Genomic DNA, 23,536 nt, shown 5'->3' with positions numbered 1-23,536 from the left:
GCAGCACCGGATCAATCTCATCTCACCGTGCTCTAGCCTATTCCGGCAGCGGAATGAACTCATGCTCCTGCGGAACGGCGGCAAAGCGCCCGGTTTTCCAGTCCTGCTTGGCCTGCTCGATCCGCTTCTGGCTGGAGGAGACGAAATTCCACCAGATGTGGCGCGGCCCCTCCAGCGCGTCGCCGCCGAGGAACATCATCCGGGTCGGCTTGATCACGCGCACGGTGATGGCGTCGCCGGGGCGGAAGATCAGGAGCCGCGGCCCTTCGTAGCGCTCGCGCGCGATCTCGATCTCGCCGTCGACCAGATAGATCGCGCGCTCCTCGTGATCGGGGTCGAGCGGCACGCTGGTGCCGGCCTGCGCCGTCACCTCGACATAGAACCAGGGCGAGACCATCGATACCGGCGAGGCCGCGCCGAACGCCTTGCCGGCGATCACGCGCGCCGAGAAACCGGTGTCCTGTACGGTCGGCAGATCGCCCGCGGCATAATGCTGGAAGCTCGGCGCAATCTCCTCTGATTCCACCGGCAACGCGATCCAGCTCTGCAGGCCCAGCATCTGCTGGCCGCTCGCGCGCTGCACATCCGGCGTGCGCTCGGAATGGGCGATGCCGCGGCCGGCGGTCATCAGGTTCATCGCGCCCGGCTGGATCTCCTGCACATTGCCCTCGCTGTCGCGATGCATGATGGCGCCGTCGAACAGATAGGTGACGGTGGCGAGCCCGATATGCGGATGCGGCCGCACATCCATGCCCTTGCCGGCGATGAACTGCACCGGGCCGAAATGATCGAAGAAGATGAAGGGCCCGACCATCTGGCGCCTGCCATGCGGCAGCGCGCGGCGCACCGCAAACCCGTCGCCCAGGTCGCGGGTGCGCGGCACGATGACAAGGTCGAGCGCGTCGCAGCTTAAGGGATCACCCAATACGGGATCGTTCGACGGCATCCAGCTCATGAGCACCTCCTCGTCGTGCAGGCCGCAACATTAGCAGCTTGACATGTCGTCCGTCCAAGCCATGGCGCCGCAGATAGCTGTCGTCCTGGCGGAAATGCCCGGATTTTGAACGCCACGGCGAACTCGGCTAATGTTCCCGGCGGAAAGCTTCGGTCCGGACCAATATGTCGCTTGTCTCTCTCGATATCGCGCTACGCAGTGCGGCGATCGCCTTGCTGCTGGTGCTTGCCGCGGTGCTGCTGCGGGATGCCCGCAGGAGCGTAGCCGGGAGGCTTACCATTGCGCTTGCGGTCGGCACGGTCGCGCATGCCGTCACGTTCAATATCGGAACGGCCGGCGCTATTGCGCTGTGGTATGTGCTGCTGATCGCGCTCTCCACCGGCACCGGCGTGGTGCTGTGGCTGTTCTGCCGCGCGATGTTCGATGACGCTTTCGTGCTGCGGCCGGTCCACGCACTGGTCTGGCTCGCGGTCACGACATTCAGCTTTGTCGATTGCCTGTGGCTCGCGCCTGTCATGGGTGAGCGGTTTGCGATCGTCGCGAACAATCTGCTGGCGCTCGGCTTCATCGCGCTGGCGCTGATCCAGACGGTGCGCTCGTGGCCATCAGACTTGGTGGAAGGCCGCCGCCGGCTGCGCGCTTTCCTGGTCGCAGCGGCCATGCTCTATGGCGGCGTCAACGCGCTGCTGCAGGTCGCAGCATCGGGTGGTCAGACGGCGGAGGTCGCCAACGTCGTCAATGCCGCGCTGCTGGTGCTGGTCGTCGCCGCGATCACGGTGACACTGCTGCGGGTCGACACGCGTGATCTGTTCACGACAGCAGAGCCGGTGATCGCTGTCGCAGATCCAATGAGCGCCGCCGACCGCAAGCTGATCGACGCCCTGACGCGGCTGATGGCGGACGAGCGGATTTACCGGCAGGAGAACGTCACCATCGGCACCCTGGCGGTGCGGCTCTCCATCCCGGAATACCGGCTGCGGCGACTGATCAACCAGCGGCTCGGCTATCGCAATTTCAATGCGTTCCTGAACGACCACCGCATCGCAGAGGCCAAGGCGGCACTGGCCGATCCTGGCCAGGCCGAGGTACCGGTCATCACCATCGCGATGGACGCGGGCTTCCAGTCGCTCGGGCCGTTCAACCGCGCCTTCAAGGAAACCACGGGGCTCACCCCGAGCGAATACCGAAGGAAGGCATTCGCCGTCTGATATCATTGGCGAATTTCGGAATCTGAAAGCCGGTTTCAGCTTTCAGAGAGGGGAATTTCAACATCGGCGAGCCGGCAAGGGCGGGAGCGGCAATGGTCCGCGGCCTTCATCCTGCCGGAGACCGCCATGACCCACCGTCGTCTATTCCTGATCGCCACATCCGCCACCGTGCTCGGCCTGCTGGGGTACGGCATCGCGCGCGCCCGCGACGTACCGCAGGTCGCCACCGGCTTTGTCGCCAGCCTGCTGTGCGCGGAGACCTTTGTCTCCGGCCTCGACCCCGGCGCTGTGCTCGCCGAAACTACCGACGCGATGCCGGGCACACGGCTGCTCACCTCCGCGATGACGACGCATGTCGATCGCGTGACGCGAGAAGTCACGGCGGGCCTGCTCGGCGTCGGTCGCAGTCGCGCGGTCTATCGCGACAGTATCGGCTGCACGCTCGATCATGGCGATGGCATCGCCAAGGTGACTGTGCCCTCGGACGAACGCGCGCCACCGCTGTTGCCGGAGATCGCGCCGTCCTCGCCGGTGGCCCCAGTGACGCCGGAGCTCTCCGCTGCACTCGACCGCGCCTTTGCCGAGCCCGATGCGCCTCCATTCCGGCGCACCCATGCGGTGGTCGTGGTCAAGAACGGCCGCGTCATCGCCGAGCGCTACGCCAATGGCTACGGCGTCGACGCGCCGCTGCTCGGCTTTTCCGCGACCAAGTCAGTGATCTCGGCCCTGATCGGCATCCTGGTGCGCGAGCACAAATTGGCGCCGCAGGCCCCAGCACCCGTCGCGGCATGGCAGCATCAGAATGATCCGCGCCATGCCGTCACCGTCGATCAGCTGCTGCGCCACACCGCAGGGCTCGCGCTCGGAAGCTCGCTGGAGGCCTCGCTGTTATCGGCGCTGCAGCCGGTCAACCGCATGTTCGGCGAGAACGACATGGCTGCATTCGCGGAGGGCTTTCCGCTCGCGACCGCGCCCGGCACGGCCTGGAACTATCACGACGGCAACTACCTGATCCTGTCGCAATTGATCAGGAACGCAAGCGGCGGCGGGCCTGATGATGCGCTGCGCTTTGCGCGCCACGAGCTGTTCGCTCCGCTCGGAATGGATCACGTCACCTTGCAAGTCGATGCGTCCGGCACGGTCGAGGGATCGAGCCAGATGCTGGCCTCGGCGCGCGATTGGGCGCGCTTCGGCTTGCTCTACCTGCATGATGGCGTGATCGGTGGGAAGCGCATCCTGCCCGAGGGCTGGGTCGACTATTCGGCCGCGCCGACGCCAAATGCCTTCGTCGGCTATGGCGCCGGCTTCTGGACCAATCGCGATGACAGCTTCGGCGCGCGCCACCGCATCGACCATGGTTGGCCGCGCGATGCCTTCTTCGCCAAGGGCACGATGGGGCAATATGTCATCATCATTCCGTCCGAGCATCTGGTGATCGCGCGCTTCGGCCGCACCGTGAATTGGCCGCTCGGTGCCGATGGAGTGTCGGACTTGGTCAGCGATGTGGTGAAGGCAACGAAGGGAATGAAGGTGGCGAAGGGTGATTAGCTGGCATCGCTCACTTCCCTTCTCCCCTTGTGGGAGAAGGTGGCGCGAAGCGCCGGATGAGGGGTTGCTTCCGCAAACTCACATCACAAGAGACCCGCTCGCGGAGAGAGACCCCTCACCCGTCTCGCCGCTACGCGGCGAGCCACCCTCTCCCACAAGGGGAGAGGGGGGACCGTGGCTGTCGTCCTGGCCCGAAACTCACTGCCTGCCCAACTCCGTTGCCTGTGAAACGCGATCGAAGCGTTCCAGCGAGAGGATCGCATCGGCAAAGCTGTCCGCGCGGGCGTTCAGCACCGGGCGTGCCAGCGTGAGAAACTTCTCGCTCATCGCCTCTGTGGTCGGAAACGAGGTCGGCTCCCCGGAGGGATCGTCGTGGAGCCGTTCGTGCGTGCCGCCATCCTCGGTCGTGATCGACACGCGTGCGCCGAACGGATGGGTGCGGCCGATCTCCAGGCGGTCGTCCTGCACCACGTCGAACTTATCGGCCAGCGCATTGATAGCGGCATCGCCGAGCCGGTTGTAATCGTCCCAGCCGAACCGGCCCTGGTCGAGCGCCAGCGCGCCGGTGAAGAACATCGAGAATTGGCCGCCGACGATCGAGGTCGGATGCCGCTTGGTGGCCGCATCGCCGGTCAGCGTGATGCCGTTGCGGTGGAGGCCGATCTCGACCCGCTTGATCTGGCCCGGCGTCAGATTGTGCTCGCGGCGCAGGGCGATCAGCGCGTCGATCGCTGCATGCGTGTAACGGCAGCTCGGATAGGGTTTGACGCCGATCTTCATGGTCTCGTAGGTGGCGCCAAGACCCGCGACCGCCTTGCCCGGATGCGGCGTGTCGGTATAGCCGACCAGAAGGCCATGCCTGCCTTCGACCGACTCCGTCGCGCCGACGAAATCACTCTTCGCAAGCGTCGCCGCGATCACGCCATTCATCGCGGCAGCGCCGACCTGGTAGCGCTTGTTCCAGGCGCCGTTGACCAGGAATTGCAGCGAGCCCGCAGCCTGGCTGCCGGAGACGCCGAAGGCCGAGACGATCTGCTGCTCGTCAAGGCCAAACAGCTTGGCCGCGGCGGCGGCGGCGCCATAGGTGCCGGCGGTCGCCGTCGGGTGGAAGCCGCGCGCATAATGCGAGCTCGGATCGAGCGCGTTGCCGAGCCGGCAGCACACTTCATAGCCGGCCACGATCGCGGTCAGCACCTCGCGCCCGGAGGCGCCGACCATCTCGCCGACCGCGAACGCAGCCGGCACTACCGGCGCGCTCGGATGCAGCGAGGAATCCGCATGCGTGTCGTCGAAGTCGAGCGAATGGCCCATGGCGCCGTTGAGCAGTGCCGCGACCGCCGGTGTCCAGGTCCTGCTGTCGCCGAATACGGTGGCCTCACCGGTGGAGTCGAGCTTCAACGCCTCCAGCATCTTCAGCACCGATGGCGTCGATTCCGCCTCGCGGCGTGCCCGGATTGCGCTGCCGAGGAAATCGAGCGTCAGCACCTTGGCGCGCTCCAGCACCTCGGGCGGGATATCGCCGAATTTCAGGGCGGCGACGTAGCCGGCCAGTGTTGCGGTTTCCTGAGCCATCGTGTTTCCTCGTTTTGAAAAACACGGTAGGCGGGCTGATTCCGCCTTTCAAGCGGCGCGGCGGGAGGCTGCCATGCCGAATGTCACGTCGAGCGCTGTCGGTATGATCGAGATGCAGAACGCATGAAGGCTCAGTTCAAGCGGCTGTTCGGCCGATTGTATGCCAGGCGGGCGCAGCTCGCGCTCGCCGTCAGAAGCACGGTCGCGGCCGCCTCCGCATTCGCCATTGCGAGCGCACTGAACCTGAGGCTGCCGCTCTGGGCCGTGCTGACCTCGCTGATCGTGACGCAGGGCAGCGTCGGCCGCTCGCTGAAGGCGACGCGGGACTACATGTTCGGCACCATCGGCGGCGCGATCTATGGCGGCGCCATTGCGGTGCTGATCCAGCATTCCGGCGAGCTGGAGCTGCTCGGGCTGCTGGTGCTGACGGTGGCGCCGCTCGCCTTCATCGCCTCGCTCAATCCGAGCCTGAACGCGGCGATGGTGACCGGCGTCATCGTGCTGCTGGTGCCGGTCATGAGTCACATCGACCCGCTCGCCTCCGCGATCGATCGTGTCGGCGAAGTCTCGGTCGGCGCCTTCGTCGGCCTTGCCGTATCGTTCATCGTGCTGCCCTCGCGCGCCCATGTGCAGATCCGCAGCGCCGCGGGGCGGCTCTTGGAGTTGATTGCGGCGGCATTCACCGAACTGCTCGCCGGCCTGTCGCGTGGCCGCGACAACGACGCGCTGCACCGGATCCAAGACGGCATCGGGACTGCGCTGGTCGCGCTGAACACGACAGGCGCCGAGGCCGAGCGCGAACGCGCGGCGCGGCTGTCCTCTGGCGCCGATACCGGGCCGCTGCTGCGCACCATCCTGCGGTTGCGCCACGACGTGGTGATGATCGGGCGTGCCAGCGTGGTGCCCCTGCCGTCGGAGCTCCAGATGCGGCTTGCGGCACCGCTGGCGAAAGTCAGCGAGGCCATCGCGGGATATTTGCGCGGCTGCGCGCAGGCGATGCGTGCCGGTACCAGCCCGCCGCCGATCTGGCCGATCCACACTGCGGTGAAGGCCTATGCCGAGCAGGTCGCCTTGGTGCGCAGCGAGGGCCTGACGCGCGGCATGCCGGGCGATGCCGCCGAGCGGTTCTTCGCACTCGGCTTTTCGCTGGAGGGAATGCGGCAGAACCTGATCGATCTCGAACGGGTCGTGGCGGAATGGGCCGATGTGCCGCGCCCGGCGAAGACGGCGAGCCGCTCCGATCACGAGGAGACGCCGGATACGGCCGGTGCCTGAGCGCGCTATCGGGTCAACCGCAGAAAGCGCAACACCAAGAGGGTTGCGTACACCGCCGTGCCGATCGACAGCCCGACCCAGATGCCGGGCGCGCCGAGCGGTGAATGGAAGGCGAGGGCATAGCAGGCCGGAAATCCGATCAGCCAATAGCCGATCACCGCGAACAGCAGCGGAATGCGCGTGTCCTTAATGCCGCGCAGCGCGCCGGCCGCGATGCTCTGCAGCGCATCGGTGATAAAGAAGCTGGCGCCGACCGCGAGCAGGGTGGTGGCAAGCTCGACCGTTGCATCGACGTCAGCGACATCCTCGCCGAGGAAGAGATGCACGATCGGAAACCGGGCCGCGAGCACGATCAGAGTCAGCAGCGCGATGATCGCGAGGCCGAGCAGCATCGCGGTGAATCCGGCGCGCCTGATGCCTGCGGCATCATGACGTCCGGCCGCGTGGCCGACCCGCACTGTTGCCGCCATGCTGATGCCGTAAGGGATCATGAACAGGATCGCGACGATCTGCAGCGCGACCTGATGCCCTGCAAGCGCGCTCGTGCCGATCAAGCCCATCAGCAGGCCCGCGGCGGAGAACACGCCGTATTCGAGCAGGAAGGCCAGCGAGATCGGCGCGCCGATCACGACCGTCTGGCGCACGAGGCTCCAGTCGATGCGCCAAAGACGCATCAGCATGTGATAGTCGCGGAACGGAGTCCTGCGAGTCGTGAACCACAGACCTGCCAGGAACGTGCCGAGATTGACCAGCGAGGTCGCGAGCCCGGCGCCGAACAGTCCGAGCGCCGGCAATCCCCATGCGCCGTACAGCAGGGGATAGACCAGAAGCGCATTGATCGGGATCGCGGCGAGCGTGATCCACAAAACGGGCTCCGGCCGGTTCACCGCGCCCATGAAGCCGCGCAGCGCAATGAACCACAGCGCCGGCGCCACGCCCCATGCGAGACCGAACAGATAGTCCTGGGCGAGCCGCGCGGGCAGCTCCGCCTGTCCAAGGGCGAGCAGGATGGCTTCACCCCGCAGCGGGAACGCCATGATCGGCAGGGCGACAAAAAGACCCACCCACAATCCGGCACGCACGGAACGCCGCACCAAAGGCGCGTCGCCGGCGCCGAACGCATGCGCGGCCAGCGGTGCGACCGCTGACATCAACCCCATGCCGAAGGTGAAGCTCACGAAGTAGATCGTGCCGGCCAGCGCCGTGGCCGCGATCGCATCGCCGCCGAGCCGGCCGATGAAGGCAAGATCGGTCGTCATCATCGCGATCTGCGACAGCTGCGTCAGCGCCATCGGCGCGGCAAGACGCACTGTCTCCATCAGCTCGGCGACAATCGCCTGCGAGCGAGAGGGCACGGCGGGCGACCGTTGATGGCGGTCCGGCAAGGTCATTGAATATTACGCAGTGTGTTGCCCGCGCGCGAAGAGCAGCTACGCGGTGGGGAGATCGATCTGCCCCAGAATCCAGCCTTCGCGTGGATATGACAAGGGCGGTGTCACCGGCGCCTCGGCGCGACGGCCACAGGCGACCTCGATCATGCCGCAGAGCCCGGCCAGTGCATCGAACGGGTCCTCGCCGTCTGGTCGCGGGCCGAAGCCATCGTGCATCATTTGCTCGACGTCAGACGAAAATGCAATGCATTGTTTGCCGGCCCATGCACGGATCGCGGCGCAGCCTTGCTGGCGTCCCACCTGCGTGCGCTTGCCGATCGTCCGCCGCATGCCGATGTGCTGGTACGCTTCTGCTGGATAGGTCTCGGCTATGCTGAGCGCATTGGCCTGCAGGTCCGACAGCGTCCCGTCGAACGGCCACAGCGCCGCACCGCGCAACAGCGCCGGAATCACGATGTCCCGCCAGCCGGCGAGCGCGGCCTTGCCGACCTGCTTGGCGCCGACGGTCCAGAAGAGCGATTCGGCGCGGGAGCGGTGGGGCGTCGGACGGTCACAGACGCGCAGCAGCTCGTCGAACGCGGTGCATTGGAGTGCGCGGAGCAGATGCTCGCGCCGCGCGCCGGCAGGATGCTTGCGATAGAACGGCCGGATTGGCGAGACGTCGAGCAGGGAGTCGGCAGGTTCGAGAAAGCGCTGTGCTTGCGGCGAGCAGACGAACTCACGGAAGCCGGTTTCCAGCCTTGCGAGCGAGACCAGCGGCAGGCCGATCGGGAAATCAAAGCCCGCAAGCGTTGGCTTCGCGTGACCAAACAGCTCGTCGAGAAACGTCTCCGCGGGCGGTGTCTGCGCGATCCGTTCGATCCGCCAACCGCTGCTGGCGCGAATTGCGATCGCGCTCCAGCGCTTGCTTGCGTTGGCGCTCCAGTCCGAGTGGACCAGGCGGTCGAAGGCAAGACGACGGCTCGCTTGGCCGGTCATCGCTCCGGAGACGCGACTATCGGCCGCGCTCCGGCACGCGAGCGATCTTGGCGCCGAGCGCGGTCAGCCGCTCGTCGATGCGCTCATAGCCGCGCTCGATCTGGTCGGCGTTGTTGATCGTCGAGGTGCCTTCGGCACAGGCCGCGGCGAGCAGCATCGCCATGCCGGCGCGGATATCGGGCGAGCTCATCGCCGCGCCGCGCAGGCGGCTGGGACCTGCGACGATGGCGCGATGCGGATCGCACAGCACGATGCGCGCGCCCATCGAGATCAGTTTGTCGACGAAGAACATCCGCGATTCGAACATCTTCTCGAACATCAGGATCACGCCGGCACACTGGCTCGCGGTGACGATCGCGATCGACATCAGATCGGCGGGGAAGGCGGGCCAGGGCTGGTCCTCCAGCTTCGGCACGTGACCGCCGAAATCGTCCTTGATCTTCAGCGTCTGGTCGGACGGCACGATCAGGTCATCCCCCGTGACCTCGCAGATGATGCCGAGCCGCTCGAATCCCATCCGGATCGAGCGCAGATGCTCGGTACCGGCTCGCACGATGCGCAAAGGCGAGCGCGTCACGGCGGCAAGGCCGATCAGCGAGCCGACCTCGATATGGTCGGGCTGGATAGCGTAGCTCGCCTGGCCGAGCGTGGCCGAGCCATGGATCACCATGGTGTTGGTGCCGATGCCCTCGATATTGGCGCCGAGTGCGACCAGGAAATGCGCGAGGTCCTGCACATGCGGCTCGGACGCGGCGTTGCGCAAGTAGGTGGTGCCATCCGCGGCGACGGCCGCGACGAGCGCGTTCTCGGTCGCGGTGACGCTGGGCTCGTCGAGAAAGACATCGGCGCCCTTCAGCTTGGAGGCGCGCAGCTCGATCTTGTCGGTCGCGGTCACGGTGGCGCCGAGCTGCTCGAACGCCAGGAAATGGGTGTCGAGACGGCGCCGGCCGATCACATCGCCGCCTGGCGGCGGCAGCGCCACCTGGCCGCAGCGGGCGAGCAGGGGTCCGGCGAGCAGGATCGAGGCGCGGATGCGGGCGCAGAGGTCGGGGTCGAGGTCGGCGGCGCGGATCTCCTTGGCATGGATCGCCAGCCTGTTCCGCCCGCGCCATTCCGCGGAAGCGCCGACCGAGCGGACCAGTTCGACCAGCGTCTCGGTGTCGCGGATGCGCGGCACGTTGTCGAGCGTGACCGGATGTTCGGTCAGCAGCGCGGCGGCGATGATCGGTAGTGCCGCATTCTTGTTGCCGGAGGGCTCGATGGCGCCCTTCAACCGGTGGCCGCCCTCGACGATATATTGGATCGGCGCCATGGGCGTGAGGTCCGTTGTTCGAAGCGTGTGGGCCGTTGCCGACGTCCGCTTCGGAAAGACGACGGAAAAGCCGGGCGAGAACGCTGGCACTGGAGGTGCGACGCCGGCGCAATGGCGTGGCCGTGGGTCTTACGGCCGCGAAATCCAGTAACAGAATCACGAGCGGCTGAGAACGGTCCGGCGGAGAAAAATCAGGCTCCGTCACGCGTCGTCGATGGTCACGGCGCCTGGCGCGGACTTGCGCGGGATTGGGGAACCGCGATGGGCGCCAAGACCAGGAGCCGTCATCCAAACCAAGATCGAACCGCCGCCCTCGAGCCAGCAGAAAGGGCAGCGTCTGTTCCTCCAGACCGGCGGGTCTGCGAGTGCGTGCTGTGTCCGCTCGATTATCCAGCCCACTGGGCTTTCAGCTCGTCCAGCCCTCCCGGAAAGTGATCGCAGTCAAGGCGATTGAGCCGATCTCCGGGAATGCCGGGGACTGTCTTGCGGCCTGGCCCCTTCTCGCCATCGGTGTATTGCCATAACCAATAGCTCTTCCAGCTTCGATGCACGGTCGGATTGCTGCCGTATTGCGCAAGCCAAAGCCTGTGAGAGCCGAAAAATGGATCGCTCTTCTTGCCAAGGGCGCTCTTGACGGTATCTCCGCTGTAGAGAACAGCCTTTCGCTTGAGCCTGTCATTGACGAGTTGCAGAAACTCGCGTGCGCCTTCGAGAGTCATCTGGTTTCCCTCGTCGCGTTCGTAGTCAAGGGCAACAAGCGTGTCCTTGTCGGGATCAGCCCACCTGAGGAAGTTGTCGACCTGATCGCTGATGGGTGAATGAGCTGTGCCCCAATGCGTCGCTCCCCAAAGAAGCCCGGCGCGTGTCGCAAGATCGCGCCGCCGCTTGTAGGCATCGTCCGTGCCCGATGCGCCGGTGGTCGCCTTGTGAATCACGCCTCGCAACCCTGCCGCAAACGCCTGATCGAAGCTCACGACGCCATCCCCGTGATAGATGTCGACCACCAGCGGCACTCGATTCAAGCTGGGATCCGCATCCATATGCGGCACGGGCGGGCTTGCGGACGCCGGCGTGAGGTCCATCTCGCGAATGGGAGAAAAGGCACCAGCCCAGGCATACGCTCCGTCTGCGGTTCGGTACCAGTGAGCGTTGCCCTGAACGCTATCGCCGATCACGACCCCTTGGATCGAAATCGTTGTGCCGGCATTCAGCTTGCGCAGCACGGGTGATCGAATGCTGGGCAAGCCTTGCCTCAGATTGACTCTCACATTCGCGGTGGCTTGGCCGCTGACAGCTAATTCCAATGCGGGTCTCATGGCAATCATCCTACGGCATCGTCGGAAGAAACTGCGGTAGCGCGCGTCACAGTTCGAGTGCTCGGCTGGCTGCCCGAAATCCGGGTTATGAAACCTTCAATGAAGTCGGCGCCGGCATAGCCGGAGGCCGCAATGGCGAATAGCTGCTCGGAAGGTACCTTGCTGATATCCGTTATCAGAGTTATCGCCGCAAAGGCACCGGCAACGCCTCCAATGCCAAATGAAATCAGAAGCCGCACGCCATCGATGAGGGCCGTCGTCGAGTCGGCATCATCCGAATAGTCGTTGAGTTTTTTCAGACCGACAATGGTTCGCGCGCCCTGGCCGAGCGCTCCCAACACAATGCCGAGGCAAACCACTTCAAGCCATTGAACCGCGTTCATCGTTCAACTCTCCTTCTGAAATAGGATCGGAAAGTGACCCACTATGAAAACGCTTTGGGTCGGCGTGTGTCCACGCAAGTTGCGAAGATCCTTACAAGGGAGCTTTTGGATTCGGTTCTCTCGCGAGATCGGTTGATCCAGCGGAGTCCTTCTTCTTGGCATAGGCGACACGCGCCCCAAACGAATGAAAAGTGCGTCAAAGCAATGGCTGAACTATTTGGGGTCGGGTTCCGTTGAGCAATATCGGCTCGATGATATGCACAACATATCCACAGCCTAAAGTTGATACCAAATGAGAGGTGAAATTGTATCGAGCGCCTGGCGAATTTGTGGTCTGCCCCATAGAGTGCTCAAACGAGCTGATAGATGCTGTCGATCAACCGTGAGGGCAGAGACGCGACGCATGGTCGGTCAAGCCGGAAATCGTTCAAAAAAATGCGCTCCCGGCACGAGAACGTCGGTCTTTGCGTTTGCCGTGGCCAAATCGCCAGATCGGCTTATCCCGATTCATTGGTCCTATCTACCTCAGTATGCTCCCTCCATACACGCGCACAATGGCGCCAACCGGGTGCGCGATGGTAGCTATGATTGCAGAGTGAAGGGCAACGGAACCGGCCCCCGCGAGCCGGCAGTTGCAGAGCGAGGTCGGCGGCGTAGCGCTCGCCGCCCTTTCTCCTGAGCGAGCAGCGCCTTCGTTCCAGCAATTTGTGTCGACTGCTACACTTGGCTGCGGAGAGAACGCGATGAGAAACGTCACCGATCTCCTGATGCGGTTTTGGCCGGAGAGACGGCCGGCGTTCAATACTCAGGTTACCGTTATGGCCGAAAACCGAGATCGATCCAGCATGGCCGATTTTGTCCGCATCCTGCAGACCTACGATCAAGCCCAGTACGGCAGGAGGTAGGCGACCGGGTCGGTCCATAATTCGGAAGGACGTGCGGCGTTCTGCATCGCTCATCCGACGCGTCGTTCGCCGCTTCAGCCGGACGTCGGGCCGATGACTTCGGAAAGGCTCGGAAGACGAATCCCGAGCTGATCGCCTGCGATCTGCAGGCGCAGCAGTTCGCCCTCAAGCTGCGCATCGCGGCATCCCCTGCCGAAAGCAGCGAAGGCGCGCGCTCGCGCGATGATAAGGCCGGTCCAAGGCAGCGGTTCGGGACGCACAAAATCCTCAAGAGCGGCGGCGTGGCGCTCCGCTTCATCCCAGTCCCGAAGCAATAGGGATGCTTCGATCGCGTCCTTGCGAAACAACAGGTGATTATGTGCGACGACATTGCCCGCGAGCCATGCCTCGCCGTCTGACAGGGCCGCTCTGCGACGAGCCTCGTCCTCCTCGATCAGGGCCTGGATGCCGTAGTAGATAGGTCCGAAATACGCCATGCCGGTCTCCGCGCTGATCGCAAGGGCTTCGCGAATCGCCGCAAGCGCTTCCAGCCGGCATCCGGCTAGACGGTCGAGCTCCGCTGCGAATGCCAACGCCTCCGCCTCGAACCGTCGCGCCTTCAGCTGCCGCGCCAGTTGCAGCGCTGCCTCGACGTTCGCCCGCGCGGCCGAGAACTCACCCAGCGAATGACGGGCATGGTAGGCGGCATGGTGAGCGATGGTCTGCGCCCTACGGTGTCCGACCTTGGCCGCCATCTCGATAGCCGCGAGCGCCTCGCTGAGTGCGGCTCTTATCTCACCCGCAAAAAAGCGCATGAACGCGAACATCGGAAGATTTGCGACCTCGATGCGGCCAAAGCCGTGACGGCGTGACAGTTCAATGCAATTTGCAAAATGCTCGCGCGCGCTGAGCATCCTGCCTCGCGCGTATTCGGCATCGCCGAGCCCGCCAAGCGCTGCGGCTTCGAGCTCCGCAGATCCCGCCTCTCGCGCCAGCTCGAGGCTGGACCGATGTTCGCGGAGGCAGCCTTCCAAGTCGCCCTGCGGAAACAGCAGATTGCCGTGCAGGAAATGCGCGCGCGCGGCTTCGCCACCCAATGACAGACGCGTCGCAACATCCTCTGCCCGCTCGATGTCTGCAAGCGCGCCCGGCAGGTCATCGGTGACCCGCTTGACGGCCGCGACGCCAAGCCAGGCGCGGCATCGGTCCGCATCATTCTGACTTTGTTGCAGCGCTACCTCGTAGGCTGCGCGGGCATCGGCAACCTCGCCCATGTCGTGCAGCAATTCTCCACGATAGCACGCTAACGCAAAACGGTCCTGCAGGTCTCGTGCAAGAGAGGCGCCACGCGCGATAAGCGTAAGCGCCTGCTCATAGCGATATCGCGCGGCTTCGCTTCGCGCGGCTGCAAGATAGGCTTGCGGCGCACGCGGATCCTCCGCCCGATCCAGATGCTGGGCGTGAAGCGCGAAATCCCGCTCCGCAAACCACGCTGCGGCGCGCCTATGCAACTCTCGCCGTCGTGAGCGAAGCAGCGTTGCGTAGACTGCGTCCCGGATCAGGGCGTGGCCGAACAGAAATTCATCTCCATGCGGCCGCAAGAGGGCATGTTCGATCAGCATCCGGGGAGCATAAAGCGGGTCCTCGATCAAGGCGCGGAGCCCGCCAAGGGATAAGCGCTGGCCGAACACGGATGCCGCCTGCAATGCCTGCTTGTCCGAAGGCGCGAGCCGATCCATTCGGGCCTGCACCAGGCTTTGAACGGAGTCCGGAACGGCGCCGTCGGCGTGCTCCTCCGCATTGCGCAGCAACTGCTCAAGAAACAGTGGATTGCCGGCGGCGCGTTCCAGGCAGCGCATGGCGAAAGGGCCCATCTGTCCGAAGACGGTCCGCGCGAATCCCAGCGCCTCCTCGTGATGCAACGGTGCGAGATCGATCGTCAGGATCGGGCCACCTGGCTGCCAGCCTCGCGCCAAGGGGTCATCGATATTGCGCGAGGTCAGGACGAGCAAAAGAGGACAGTCGCTGGTCGCCTCTGCGAGGGCCGAAATCTGCGCGAGAACCGAATCATCGGCCCAATGCAGGTCCTCGATCACGATCAGCATAGTGTTGGCGCTGGCCGCCGAGGCGACGAGCTGCCTGATGGTGGTCCAGACGCCGCGGCTCCGCGTGCCGATGTCCATGGCATCGTACAGCGCACGCAATTCGATGGGCGGAGGGACGTTGAGAAGGTCATATAGAAAGATCGCGTGGTCCGCATCGATCCGGCCGGCATCGACGACCGCACTGATCGTTTCGCGACCGACATCATCCACGGACGGCTCGGCACCTCCTCCCAAAACGACGCTACGTATGACCGCACGCACCGCATCGCGGCCGCTTCCATTGCCGAAGTCGAGCACCAGACCGCTATGGCATGTGAAGCCATCCCGTCGCGCAAGACGCTGAAACTCCTCGACCAGGCGGGTCTTGCCGAGACCGGCTTCACCGCGCAGGTAGATGACGCGCCCCCGACCGATCTCGAGGCAGGTTGCCATTGCCGCTGCAAACTGATTGAGTTCGCTCGCCCGCCCCACGAATGCGCGGTTGCCGACTGGGGCGCGCCGCGTACCGGACAATCGCCAGGCCCTGACCGGCGAGTCCAATCCCTTCACGTCGATGTCGCCCACATCCTCGCAGTCCAGCCGGTCCTGCAGGCCACGATAAACGGAGGACGACAGAAGCACCTCGCCGCTCTTCGCGTGATCAGTCAGGCGCGATGCAAGATTCACGCTCTCGCCGGTGACGGTGTAGGCCTTGTGACGCGCGCTTCCCACTTGGCTCGCCAGGACTTCGCCACTTGCGATTCCCACATGCACGCCGATGTCGCGACCGAGCCGCTCGTGCAGCATTGGAACCGAGTCGCGGATTCTGAGCGCCGCAAGGACCGCACGCTCGGCATCATTGTCATGCGCTACGGGAGCGCCGAACACGGCCATGACGCAGTCGCCGATGTGCTTGTCGATCGTGCCGCCGTACTCGATAATTGCGGCGTCGGCGACTTCGAAGAATGCGGTGAGAATGCCCTCGATCTCCTCGGCGTCGAGCAGATTGCTCAGCGCGGTATACCCCGTGAGATCCGCAAACAGGACCGTGACCTGCCGGCGTTCGCCCGGAGCAGCTTCGCGCTGCTCCGCAGGCGACCGTTCCGCTCTTGCAAGCGTATCGCCGCTTGGCTGGTCGCGCAGGAGTCCGATTGCGCGGAGCAATCGACGACGATGGCCGACGGAATTGATACCGAGATCCCTGAGATCGTCGGCCGTCAGGTTCGGTAGCAGATCGCCCGTTATGTGATTGTCGCAAAACTGCGGCGCGTACTGGTCCAGTCCCAGCTTCTTGAGCCAGTCTGCGACGTCCATCGGGCGCTCCACCACCTTTGGGGTCCGCCGGTTGCGGATAGGGTATGGATCGTAGCTCAGCCAGGGCGAGAAGCTAAGCGAAATGAAGCGCCCACAGCGGCGTTAGGTTCCCTAACTGGCTTGGTAGGTCTCGACGTGATGCACCGGTGATCGCCATTACACGTCGACGTTGGCGCTCAGCGAATTGTCCTGGATGAACTCGCGGCGCGGCTCGACCACGTCACCCATCAGCTTGGTGAAGATGTCGTCGGCCTCGTCGACCTCCTTGACCTTTACCTGGAGCAGCGAGCGCGCCTCGGTGTCGAGCGTGGTCTCCCAGAGCTGGTCCGGGTTCATCTCGCCGAGACCTTTGTAGCGCTGCATGGTGATGCCCTTGCGGCCCGCATCGGTGACCGCTTCGAACAGGTCGACCGGACCGTGGATCACGGTCTCGGTCTCGCCACGGCGCAGCACGCCCGGCCGTGCATAGGCTTCCTGCAGGCGCGGCGCGTATTCGTCGAGCTTGCGCGCATCGGCAGAGGCGAGCAGGGCATCGTCGATGACGGCAACATCCTTTACGCCGCGCACGGTGCGCTCGAACGTGAAGCCGTGGCCTTCGGTGAAATGACCGATCCAGCCGCGCTCGACCTCGTCGGCGAGCGCATCCAGCCGCCTGGCAATGTAGCCGGCGGCCGCCTCCGCCGTCTCCGGATTGGCGATGACCTCGTGGCGCAGCACGCCGGCAATCGCCGCCTGCTCGACCACCTTGCGGTCGTAGCGGCTGTGCAGGTTGCGCAGCACGCCGCGGATCAGGCGGGCATCTTCGACCAAGCTGAGCAGATCGCGGCCCTTGCGGTCCTCGCCACTGGCGGTCTTGAACACGCAGTCGTCGAGACCGGCGGCGATCAGATAATCCTCCAGCGCGCGCTCGTCCTTCAGGTACTGCTCGGACTTGCCGCGCGTGACCTTGTAGAGCGGCGGCTGGGCAATATAGAGATGGCCGCGATCGATGATCTCGCGCATCTGCCGGTAGAAGAACGTCAGCAGCAGCGTGCGGATGTGGGCGCCGTCGACGTCGGCGTCGGTCATCACGATGATCTTGTGATAACGCAGCTTGTCGACCGAGAAATCGTCGCTGATGCCGGTGCCGAGCGCGGTGATCAAGGTGCCGATCTGTTCGCTCGAGAGCATCTTGTCCGGGCGCACGCGCTCGACATTGAGGATCTTGCCGCGCAGCGGCAGCACCGCCTGGAATTCGCGGTTGCGGCCCTGCTTGGCGCTGCCGCCGGCGGAATCGCCCTCGACGATGAACAGCTCGGACTTGGCCGGGTCCTTCTCCTGGCAGTCGGCAAGCTTGCCGGGCAGCGAGGAGATCGCGAGCGGGCTCTTGCGGGTCAGCTCGCGCGCTTTTCGCGCGGCCTCGCGCGCGGCAGCGGCCTGAATCACCTTGCCGACCACCGTCTTGGCCTCGGTCGGGTGCTCCTCGAACCAGGCTGCAAGCGCCTCGTTCAGCACGTTCTCGACGACCGGGCGGACTTCCGACGAAACCAGTTTATCCTTGGTCTGCGAAGAGAATTTCGGATCAGGCACCTTCACCGACAGCACTGCGGTGAGACCCTCGCGGCAGTCGTCGCCGGTCAGCGCAATCTTTTCCTTCTTCGCGTTGGCCTCCGCATAGCCGTTGACCTGGCGCGTCAGCGCACCGCGGAAGCCGGCCAGATGGGTGCCGCCGTCACGCTGCGGGATGTTGTTGGTGAAGCAGAGCACGTTCTCATGGTAGCTGTCGTTCCACCACAGCGCGGCCTCGACGCCGATGCCATTGGATTCCGAGCGCACCATGATCGGCGCGGGGATGATCGCCTTCTTGTTGCGGTCGAGATACTTGACGAACTCCTCGACGCCGCCGTCGTAGCGCATCTCCTCGCGCTTCTCGACCGCGTGGCGCATGTCGGAGAGCACGATGTTGACGCCGGAATTGAGGAAGGCGAGCTCGCGCAGCCGATGCTCGAGCGTTGCATAGTCGTATTCGACGTTCTTGAAGGTCTCGGTGGACGCAAGAAAGGTCACCTCGGTGCCGCGCTTGCCCTTGGCTTCGCCGACCACCTTCAGCGGCGCCACCGCATCGCCATGAGCGAACTCGACGTAGTGCTCCTTGTCCTGGCGCCAGATGCGCAGCTGCAGCTTGCTCGACAGCGCGTTGACGACGGAGACGCCGACGCCGTGCAGGCCACCGGAGACCTTGTAGGAGTTCTGGTCGAATTTTCCGCCGGCGTGCAGCTGGGTCATGATGACCTCGGCCGCCGAGACGCCTTCCTCCTTGTGGATGTCGACGGGAATGCCGCGGCCGTCGTCGCGCACGGTGACGGAATTGTCGGGGTTGAGGATCACCTCGACCGCTGTGGCGTGGCCGGCCAGCGCCTCGTCGATCGCGTTGTCGACGACCTCGTAGACCATGTGATGCAGGCCGGAGCCGTCATCGGTGTCGCCGATATACATGCCTGGCCGCTTGCGCACGGCATCCAGGCCCTTCAGCACCCGGATCGATTCTGCACCGTATTCGCTCGCGATTGCAGGCTCGGTTTCGGCGATCGATTGCCGGGCAGGTTCGGTCATGTGAGGCCTTTGAGGGATGCTCGGTTCAGCGCTGCGCAGGAGATGCTGACAGGCGCCTTTGTGCCATGAAAGAGGCCACGCGCCTAGCGCAAAGTGGCAGTCATTAAGATATTGAAGAGATGGTGCTTTTTAACGGTTTTTCAAGCCGCTTGAGGGCCGGATTTGTCGCCTCCCGCAGCACGATTCGGCGGCCCGTTTTGGCTGCGCAAAACGCCCGATTTTTGGGCGCGCGAAGCGGCTGCCGATGACGTCTGGTGATGTCGCTCAGCCTATCGCGCGCGGCGTGATCCGGCCCGCATCGACGTCGAAGATCTCGCCTGCAGACCCGAGCTCGGCGAAGGCGGCCGGATCGGCGCCGGTGAGCCAGACCTGCGCGCCGAGGGTGCCAAGCTCGGTGAACAAGGCGGCGCGGCGGGCCGGATCGAGATGGGCGACGATCTCGTCGAGCAGCAGCAGCGGCACGATGCCGGTGGTCTCCGCCACCAGCGTCGCGTGCGCGAGGATCAGGCCGATCAGCAGCGCCTTCTGCTCGCCGGTCGAGGCATCGCGCGCCGGCATGTTCTTCGGGGCATAGACGACGTGCAGGTCGGTCAGATGCGGGCCGTCGAGCGTGCGGCCCGCGGCAGCATCGCGGGCGCGATTGTCGCGCAGCATGGCGCGATAGCGGTCCTCGACCGCGAGCGCGGGCTCCGACAACAGCGCATTCTCCATCCAGCCGTCGAGCGCGATCTCAGCGGAGGGAAAGGCGGAGGCCGCGCCGCGCGCGCGCAGCATGGCGGCGAGCTTGACCGCGGTGTGGCCGCGGCTCGCGGCGACGGCCACCGCCAGTTCCGCGGTCTCGCGCTCGATCGCGTCACACCAATGGTCGTCGAAATTGCGCACCTCGAGCAGCCGGTTGCGCGAGCGAAGCGCGCGCTCCAGTGCCGAGACACGGCTGGAATGCTCGCTGTCGATCGCCAGCACCAGGCGATCGAAGAAGCGGCGCCGCTCGGACGCCGAGCCCATGAACAGCCCGTCCATCGCCGGCGTCAGCCAGACCATGCGGACATGGTCGCCGAAAGCTGCAGCCGAGCTTGCCGGCTCGCGGTCGATCCGGCAGCGCCGAGTCGTGTTGGCATCGCTGCGCGGCGGCTCGATACCAGTGCCGAGCACGGTCAGCCCCAGCGCGCCCTCGACTTCAGCCGACACCGCCCAGGAGCCGTCGCCCTGGTTGTTGGCGACGTCCTCCAGCGTGGCACGGCGCAGCCCCCGGCCCGGCGCGAAGAACGAGATCGCCTCCAGGCAATTGGTCTTGCCGGCACCGTTGGCGCCGACCAGCGCCACCATGTCGGCGTGCGTTTCCACGCTCGCTGCGCGATAGCTGCGAAACTGCGTCAGCGCCAGGCGATGGATACGGGAAGGGGTCATGGAGAGGCGCGGCGCGACAGAACCGAAACTGTGTCATTGCCGGGCTTGACCCGGCAATCCATCGTCCGCGTCAGCGGACAATCTCATCATATAGATCGCGCCAGTCTGGATTGCTTGCAACGATCAGGTCGATTTTCCATTCGCGAGACCAATGTTTGATGTTCTTCGCGCTGAAGCGCCGCGGCGATGGTGTCGTGCTGCTCAAAATAGACCAGCCGTTTGATGCCATAGCGTTTGGTGAAGCTCTCGGCCAAGCCCTCGCGATGCTCGTAGACTCGCCGGATGAGATCGTTGGTCACGCCGACGTACAGCGTCCCACCGGGCTTGCTTGCTAGAATGTACACCCAGTAAGTCATGTGTTCTTTTGATGGATGGCCGGGTCAAGCCCGGCCATGACGGGTGAGGGGCCTAAACCCGCATCGGCATCAGCACGTAGAGCGCGGCGGAGTTGTTCTTGTCCTGGATCAGGGTCGGCGAGCCCGGGTCCGCCAGCCGCAGCACCGCGACGTCACCCTCGATCTGGGCGGCGATGTCCATCAGATAGCGCGAGTTGAAGCCGATATCGAGCGCATCCGAGGCGTATTCGACCTCGAGCTCCTCGGTGGCGCTGCCGGAGTCCGGATTGGTCACCGAGAGCACCAGCTTTCCGGCGGATAGGGCCAGCTTCACGGCGCGGCCGCGCTCGCTCGAAATGGTGGAGACGCGGTCGACGGCGGCGGCAAAGTCGCCCTTGTCGACGACCAGCTCCTTGTCGTTGTTCTGCGGGATGACGCGGCCATAGTCTGGGAAAGTGCCATCGATCAGCTTCGAGGTCAGGATCACCTGGCCGAGCGTGAAGCGGATCTTGCCCTGGGACAGTTCGATCTTGATCTCGCCGGTATTGTCCTCGATCAGCCGCTGCACCTCGCCGACCGTCTTGCGCGGCACGATTACGCCGGGCATGTCGGCGGCGCCGCGCGGCTGCGGCAGGTCGACCTGGGCCAGCCGGTGGCCATCGGTCGCGACCCCGCGCAAGGTGGCCTGCACACCGCTGCCGGCGGCATGCAGATAGATGCCGTTCAAGTAGTAGCGGGTTTCCTCGGTCGAGATCGCGAACTGAGTGCGGTCGATCAGATCCTTCAGATCCTTGGCGCCGAGCTGGAAGGCGTGGGTCATGTCACCGGCGGCAAGGTCCGGGAAGTCGCTTTCCGGCAGTGTCTGCAGCGTAAAGCGCGAGCGGCCGGCGCGGATCGCCAGCACCGCGCGCTCGCCGTCGCTCTCCAGTACGATCTGCGAGCCATCGGGCAGCTTGCGCACGATGTCGTAGAACATGTGGGCCGGCACCGTGGTCGAGCCTGCGGTTGCGGTCTCGGCGGGCAGCGTCTCGGTCACCTCGAGGTCGAGGTCGGTCGCCTTCAGCGCAAGCCGGGCGTTCTCGGCGCGGATCAGGACATTGCCCAGGATCGGAATGGTGTTGCGCCGCTCGACCACGCGATGGACGTGACCCAGCGATTTCAGGAGTTGCGCGCGTTCGACGGTGACCTTCATTGTAATACCCGCCCGTTCCTACAGAGCATGTCGTTCGGAGGTGCCGGCGGGCTGGAGCAGCGCCGCGGCCAATGACACCCCGCTCCCGATCAGACCCTTGGTTCAGTCGGGGCGCAGGGGGACCGTAAAGTGGCGCGGATGGGGCACGAGCGCAAGGGATGCGCCCGCCATTTCCAAGGTTTCGGCGGCTCCGGCCGGCTCGGCGCGGCCGGGAGGCCGGCGATCAATGATGCCGCAGGGGGGCCGGACATTCTGTCCGCGCCCCCCTGAGATCATGATGCGATCATCTCCTTGATTGAGCATGATCTTTTCGGAAAACCGGTTTCCACTTTCCGGATCATGCTCATAAGCGGAGCGGACTACTCCTGGAGCTGGCGCTTGAGGGATTCGACCTCTTCCGACAGCGCGGTGTCCTTGCCGACCAGCCCCTCGATCTTGCGCACGGCATGCAGCACGGTGGTGTGGTCGCGTCCGCCGAAGCGGCGGCCAATCTCGGGCAGCGAGCGCAAGGTCAGCGTCTTGGCGAGGTACATCGCGACCTGGCGCGGGCGGACGACATTGGCGGTGCGGCGCGAGGACAACAGGTCGGAGCGGCTGACATTGTACTGCCGCGCCACCACACGCTGGATGTCCTCGATCTTGATCCGCTTCGGTTCCGAGGGGCGGATCAGGTCGCGCACCTCGCGCTCGGCCATCTCCAAGGTGACCGGCTGGTTGTTGAGCTTGGAGTGCGCGAGCAACCGGTTGATGGCGCCTTCGAGGTCGCGGCCGTTATGGGTAATGGCGCGGGCGAGATAATCGAGCACCGGCTCCGGAACGTCGAAGCTCGCGTGATGCACGCGGGCCGCCGCAACGCGCGACTTGAGAATGCCGAGCCGCAGATCTTCGCCGAGCGTGCCCATTTCCACAACGAGGCCGCCGGCAAGGCGCGAGCGCACGCGGTCGTCGAGGCTTTCGAGATCGGACGGCGGCCGATCGGCCGCGATCACCACCTGGCGGCCGGCATCGATCAGCGCGTTCAGCGTGTGGCAGAACTCCGCCTGGGTGGACTTGCCCTGCAGGAATTGCAGATCGTCGATGACCAGCACGTCGATGCCGCGGAGCGCCTCCTTGAAGGCCAGCGCCGTCTGCGTCTTCAGCGCCGCGACGAAGCCGTACATGAATTTCTCGGCGGTGAGATAGAGCACCTTGCGCTCGCCGCCGGCATTGCCGGCCCAGGTCACGGCCTGCAGCAGATGCGTTTTGCCGAGGCCGACGCCGGCATGGATGTAGAGCGGGTTGAACATCACGGGATCGCCGCGGCGACCCTCGGCGACCTGGCGTGCGGCGGCCTGCGCGAGCGTGTTGGAACGGCCGACGACGAAGCTTGCAAAGGTCAGGCGCGGATCGAGCGGCGAGCCGCCAAGCGCGTCATGGGTGGTTGCGATCGGCGCAGCCATGGTGGTCCGCGGCTCGGCCGCCGGCCGGCTCTCGATGCGCTCCGGACGGCGCGTCTCGACCGGCGCCGGCGCTTCCTTGACCGGCGTCGACTGACGCATGGCCGAGCGCACGGTGAGATCGATGCGGTGCACCTCCGGCATCTCCGCCTGCCAGCACGACAGCACGCGCTCGGCATAGTGCGCTTGAATCCAGCTCTTCAGGAAGCGTGTGGGAACCGACAGATGGACGCTCTCGTCCTGAACGGCTTCGAGATCCATACGTGCGAACCAGCTGGTGTAGACGTCCTCACCGACGCTCGAGCGCAGGCGACCTTTGACGCGAGACCAGCGATCATGTTCCGAATTTGTCAT

Annotated in this window: 16 protein-coding genes and 1 pseudogene; 4 read left to right on the top strand and 13 right to left on the bottom strand. The window is 65.0% G+C overall.

What is annotated here, in order from left to right; all coding sequences use genetic code 11:
• Positions 1–37 precede the first annotated feature (37 nt).
• Positions 38–955 carry a pirin family protein gene (locus P6U24_RS00085; protein ID WP_407157199.1) on the bottom strand — a complete coding sequence of 306 codons (918 nt, stop codon included), beginning with the start codon at positions 953–955 and terminating at the stop codon, positions 38–40.
• Between the two features lie 164 nt (positions 956–1,119).
• Here P6U24_RS00085 and P6U24_RS00080 point away from each other — a divergent pair, with 164 nt between their 5' ends.
• Both P6U24_RS00080 and P6U24_RS00075 read left to right on the top strand, forming a co-directional pair.
• Entirely contained in the window at positions 1,120–2,163 is a 1,044-nt protein-coding gene (locus tag P6U24_RS00080) for a helix-turn-helix domain-containing protein (protein ID WP_407157198.1), read from the top strand.
• 126 nt (positions 2,164–2,289) lie between these two features.
• Positions 2,290–3,711: a serine hydrolase domain-containing protein gene (locus tag P6U24_RS00075; RefSeq protein ID WP_407157197.1), complete on the top strand. Its 1,422-nt coding sequence runs from the start codon at positions 2,290–2,292 to the stop codon at positions 3,709–3,711.
• A 198-nt stretch (positions 3,712–3,909) separates the two neighbouring features.
• Here the strand turns inward: P6U24_RS00075 and P6U24_RS00070 are convergent, their stop codons facing one another.
• Positions 3,910–5,283 carry an MmgE/PrpD family protein gene (locus P6U24_RS00070; protein WP_407157196.1) on the bottom strand — a complete coding sequence of 458 codons (1,374 nt, stop codon included), beginning with the start codon at positions 5,281–5,283 and terminating at the stop codon, positions 3,910–3,912.
• Between the two features lie 123 nt (positions 5,284–5,406).
• Here P6U24_RS00070 and P6U24_RS00065 point away from each other — a divergent pair, with 123 nt between their 5' ends.
• Positions 5,407–6,558, top strand: coding sequence for an FUSC family protein (locus P6U24_RS00065; RefSeq protein ID WP_407157195.1), 1,152 nt, complete (start codon positions 5,407–5,409; stop codon positions 6,556–6,558).
• Between the two features lie 5 nt (positions 6,559–6,563).
• Here the strand turns inward: P6U24_RS00065 and P6U24_RS00060 are convergent, their stop codons facing one another.
• The 5 genes from P6U24_RS00060 to P6U24_RS00040 form a co-directional block, all read right to left on the bottom strand.
• On the bottom strand, positions 6,564–7,877 hold the full coding sequence (locus tag P6U24_RS00060) for an MATE family efflux transporter (protein WP_407160716.1): 1,314 nt from the start codon (positions 7,875–7,877) through the stop codon (positions 6,564–6,566).
• Between the two features lie 111 nt (positions 7,878–7,988).
• A complete protein-coding gene (locus P6U24_RS00055) occupies positions 7,989–8,927 on the bottom strand; it encodes a hypothetical protein (RefSeq protein WP_407157194.1) in 939 nt (312 codons plus the stop codon).
• 16 nt (positions 8,928–8,943) lie between these two features.
• Complete coding sequence (murA, locus tag P6U24_RS00050; RefSeq protein WP_407157193.1) at positions 8,944–10,239, bottom strand: UDP-N-acetylglucosamine 1-carboxyvinyltransferase; 1,296 nt, start codon at positions 10,237–10,239, stop codon at positions 8,944–8,946.
• Between the two features lie 386 nt (positions 10,240–10,625).
• Positions 10,626–11,555: a GH25 family lysozyme gene (locus P6U24_RS00045; RefSeq protein ID WP_407157192.1), complete on the bottom strand. Its 930-nt coding sequence runs from the start codon at positions 11,553–11,555 to the stop codon at positions 10,626–10,628.
• A gap of 5 nt (positions 11,556–11,560) precedes the next feature.
• A complete protein-coding gene (locus P6U24_RS00040; RefSeq protein ID WP_407157191.1) occupies positions 11,561–11,938 on the bottom strand; it encodes a hypothetical protein in 378 nt (125 codons plus the stop codon).
• Positions 11,939–12,570: 632 nt separating this feature from the next.
• On the opposite strand from P6U24_RS00040, the gene P6U24_RS00035 reads away from it, so the two are divergent.
• Positions 12,571–12,843, top strand: a complete 273-nt coding sequence (locus P6U24_RS00035) for a hypothetical protein (protein ID WP_407157190.1) — start codon at positions 12,571–12,573, stop codon at positions 12,841–12,843.
• A 74-nt stretch (positions 12,844–12,917) separates the two neighbouring features.
• Here P6U24_RS00035 and P6U24_RS00030 read toward each other — a convergent pair whose 3' ends face one another.
• The 6 genes and pseudogenes from P6U24_RS00030 to dnaA form a co-directional block, all read right to left on the bottom strand.
• Positions 12,918–16,220: an adenylate/guanylate cyclase domain-containing protein gene (locus tag P6U24_RS00030; RefSeq protein WP_407157189.1), complete on the bottom strand. Its 3,303-nt coding sequence runs from the start codon at positions 16,218–16,220 to the stop codon at positions 12,918–12,920.
• Between the two features lie 156 nt (positions 16,221–16,376).
• Entirely contained in the window at positions 16,377–18,812 is a 2,436-nt protein-coding gene (gene gyrB, locus P6U24_RS00025; protein ID WP_407157188.1) for a DNA topoisomerase (ATP-hydrolyzing) subunit B, read from the bottom strand.
• Between the two features lie 264 nt (positions 18,813–19,076).
• Positions 19,077–20,219, bottom strand: coding sequence for a DNA replication/repair protein RecF (gene recF / locus P6U24_RS00020; protein ID WP_407157187.1), 1,143 nt, complete (start codon positions 20,217–20,219; stop codon positions 19,077–19,079).
• A gap of 70 nt (positions 20,220–20,289) precedes the next feature.
• Positions 20,290–20,575 (bottom strand): annotated as a pseudogene (locus P6U24_RS00015) (GIY-YIG nuclease family protein).
• A gap of 52 nt (positions 20,576–20,627) precedes the next feature.
• Positions 20,628–21,746, bottom strand: a complete 1,119-nt coding sequence (gene dnaN / locus P6U24_RS00010) for a DNA polymerase III subunit beta (protein ID WP_407157186.1) — start codon at positions 21,744–21,746, stop codon at positions 20,628–20,630.
• Between the two features lie 359 nt (positions 21,747–22,105).
• On the bottom strand, positions 22,106–23,536 hold the full coding sequence (dnaA, locus tag P6U24_RS00005; RefSeq protein WP_407157185.1) for a chromosomal replication initiator protein DnaA: 1,431 nt from the start codon (positions 23,534–23,536) through the stop codon (positions 22,106–22,108).

Origin of the sequence: Bradyrhizobium sp. STM 3557 (assembly GCF_045571465.1) — a bacterium.
In the GTDB taxonomy this organism is placed as follows: domain Bacteria; phylum Pseudomonadota; class Alphaproteobacteria; order Rhizobiales; family Xanthobacteraceae; genus Bradyrhizobium.
This window is presented reverse-complemented; position numbering and strand designations above follow the sequence as displayed.

Excerpts from the sequence above, each read along its gene's own strand:
- murA (WP_407157193.1), bottom strand. The coding sequence starts at position 10,239 with ATGGCGCCGATCCAATATATCGTCGAGGGCGGCCACCGGTTGAAGGGC.
- dnaN (WP_407157186.1), bottom strand. The coding sequence starts at position 21,746 with ATGAAGGTCACCGTCGAACGCGCGCAACTCCTGAAATCGCTGGGTCAC.
- P6U24_RS00045 (WP_407157192.1), bottom strand. The coding sequence starts at position 11,555 with ATGAGACCCGCATTGGAATTAGCTGTCAGCGGCCAAGCCACCGCGAAT.
- P6U24_RS00070 (WP_407157196.1), bottom strand. The coding sequence starts at position 5,283 with ATGGCTCAGGAAACCGCAACACTGGCCGGCTACGTCGCCGCCCTGAAA.
- P6U24_RS00085 (WP_407157199.1), bottom strand. The coding sequence starts at position 955 with ATGAGCTGGATGCCGTCGAACGATCCCGTATTGGGTGATCCCTTAAGC.
- P6U24_RS00060 (WP_407160716.1), bottom strand. The coding sequence starts at position 7,877 with ATGGAGACAGTGCGTCTTGCCGCGCCGATGGCGCTGACGCAGCTGTCG.
- P6U24_RS00030 (WP_407157189.1), bottom strand. The coding sequence starts at position 16,220 with ATGGACGTCGCAGACTGGCTCAAGAAGCTGGGACTGGACCAGTACGCG.
- P6U24_RS00080 (WP_407157198.1), top strand. The coding sequence starts at position 1,120 with ATGTCGCTTGTCTCTCTCGATATCGCGCTACGCAGTGCGGCGATCGCC.
- gyrB (WP_407157188.1), bottom strand. The coding sequence starts at position 18,812 with ATGACCGAACCTGCCCGGCAATCGATCGCCGAAACCGAGCCTGCAATC.
- P6U24_RS00040 (WP_407157191.1), bottom strand. The coding sequence starts at position 11,938 with ATGAACGCGGTTCAATGGCTTGAAGTGGTTTGCCTCGGCATTGTGTTG.
- P6U24_RS00065 (WP_407157195.1), top strand. The coding sequence starts at position 5,407 with ATGAAGGCTCAGTTCAAGCGGCTGTTCGGCCGATTGTATGCCAGGCGG.
- dnaA (WP_407157185.1), bottom strand. The coding sequence starts at position 23,536 with ATGACAAATTCGGAACATGATCGCTGGTCTCGCGTCAAAGGTCGCCTG.
- P6U24_RS00055 (WP_407157194.1), bottom strand. The coding sequence starts at position 8,927 with ATGACCGGCCAAGCGAGCCGTCGTCTTGCCTTCGACCGCCTGGTCCAC.
- recF (WP_407157187.1), bottom strand. The coding sequence starts at position 20,219 with ATGACCCCTTCCCGTATCCATCGCCTGGCGCTGACGCAGTTTCGCAGC.
- P6U24_RS00075 (WP_407157197.1), top strand. The coding sequence starts at position 2,290 with ATGACCCACCGTCGTCTATTCCTGATCGCCACATCCGCCACCGTGCTC.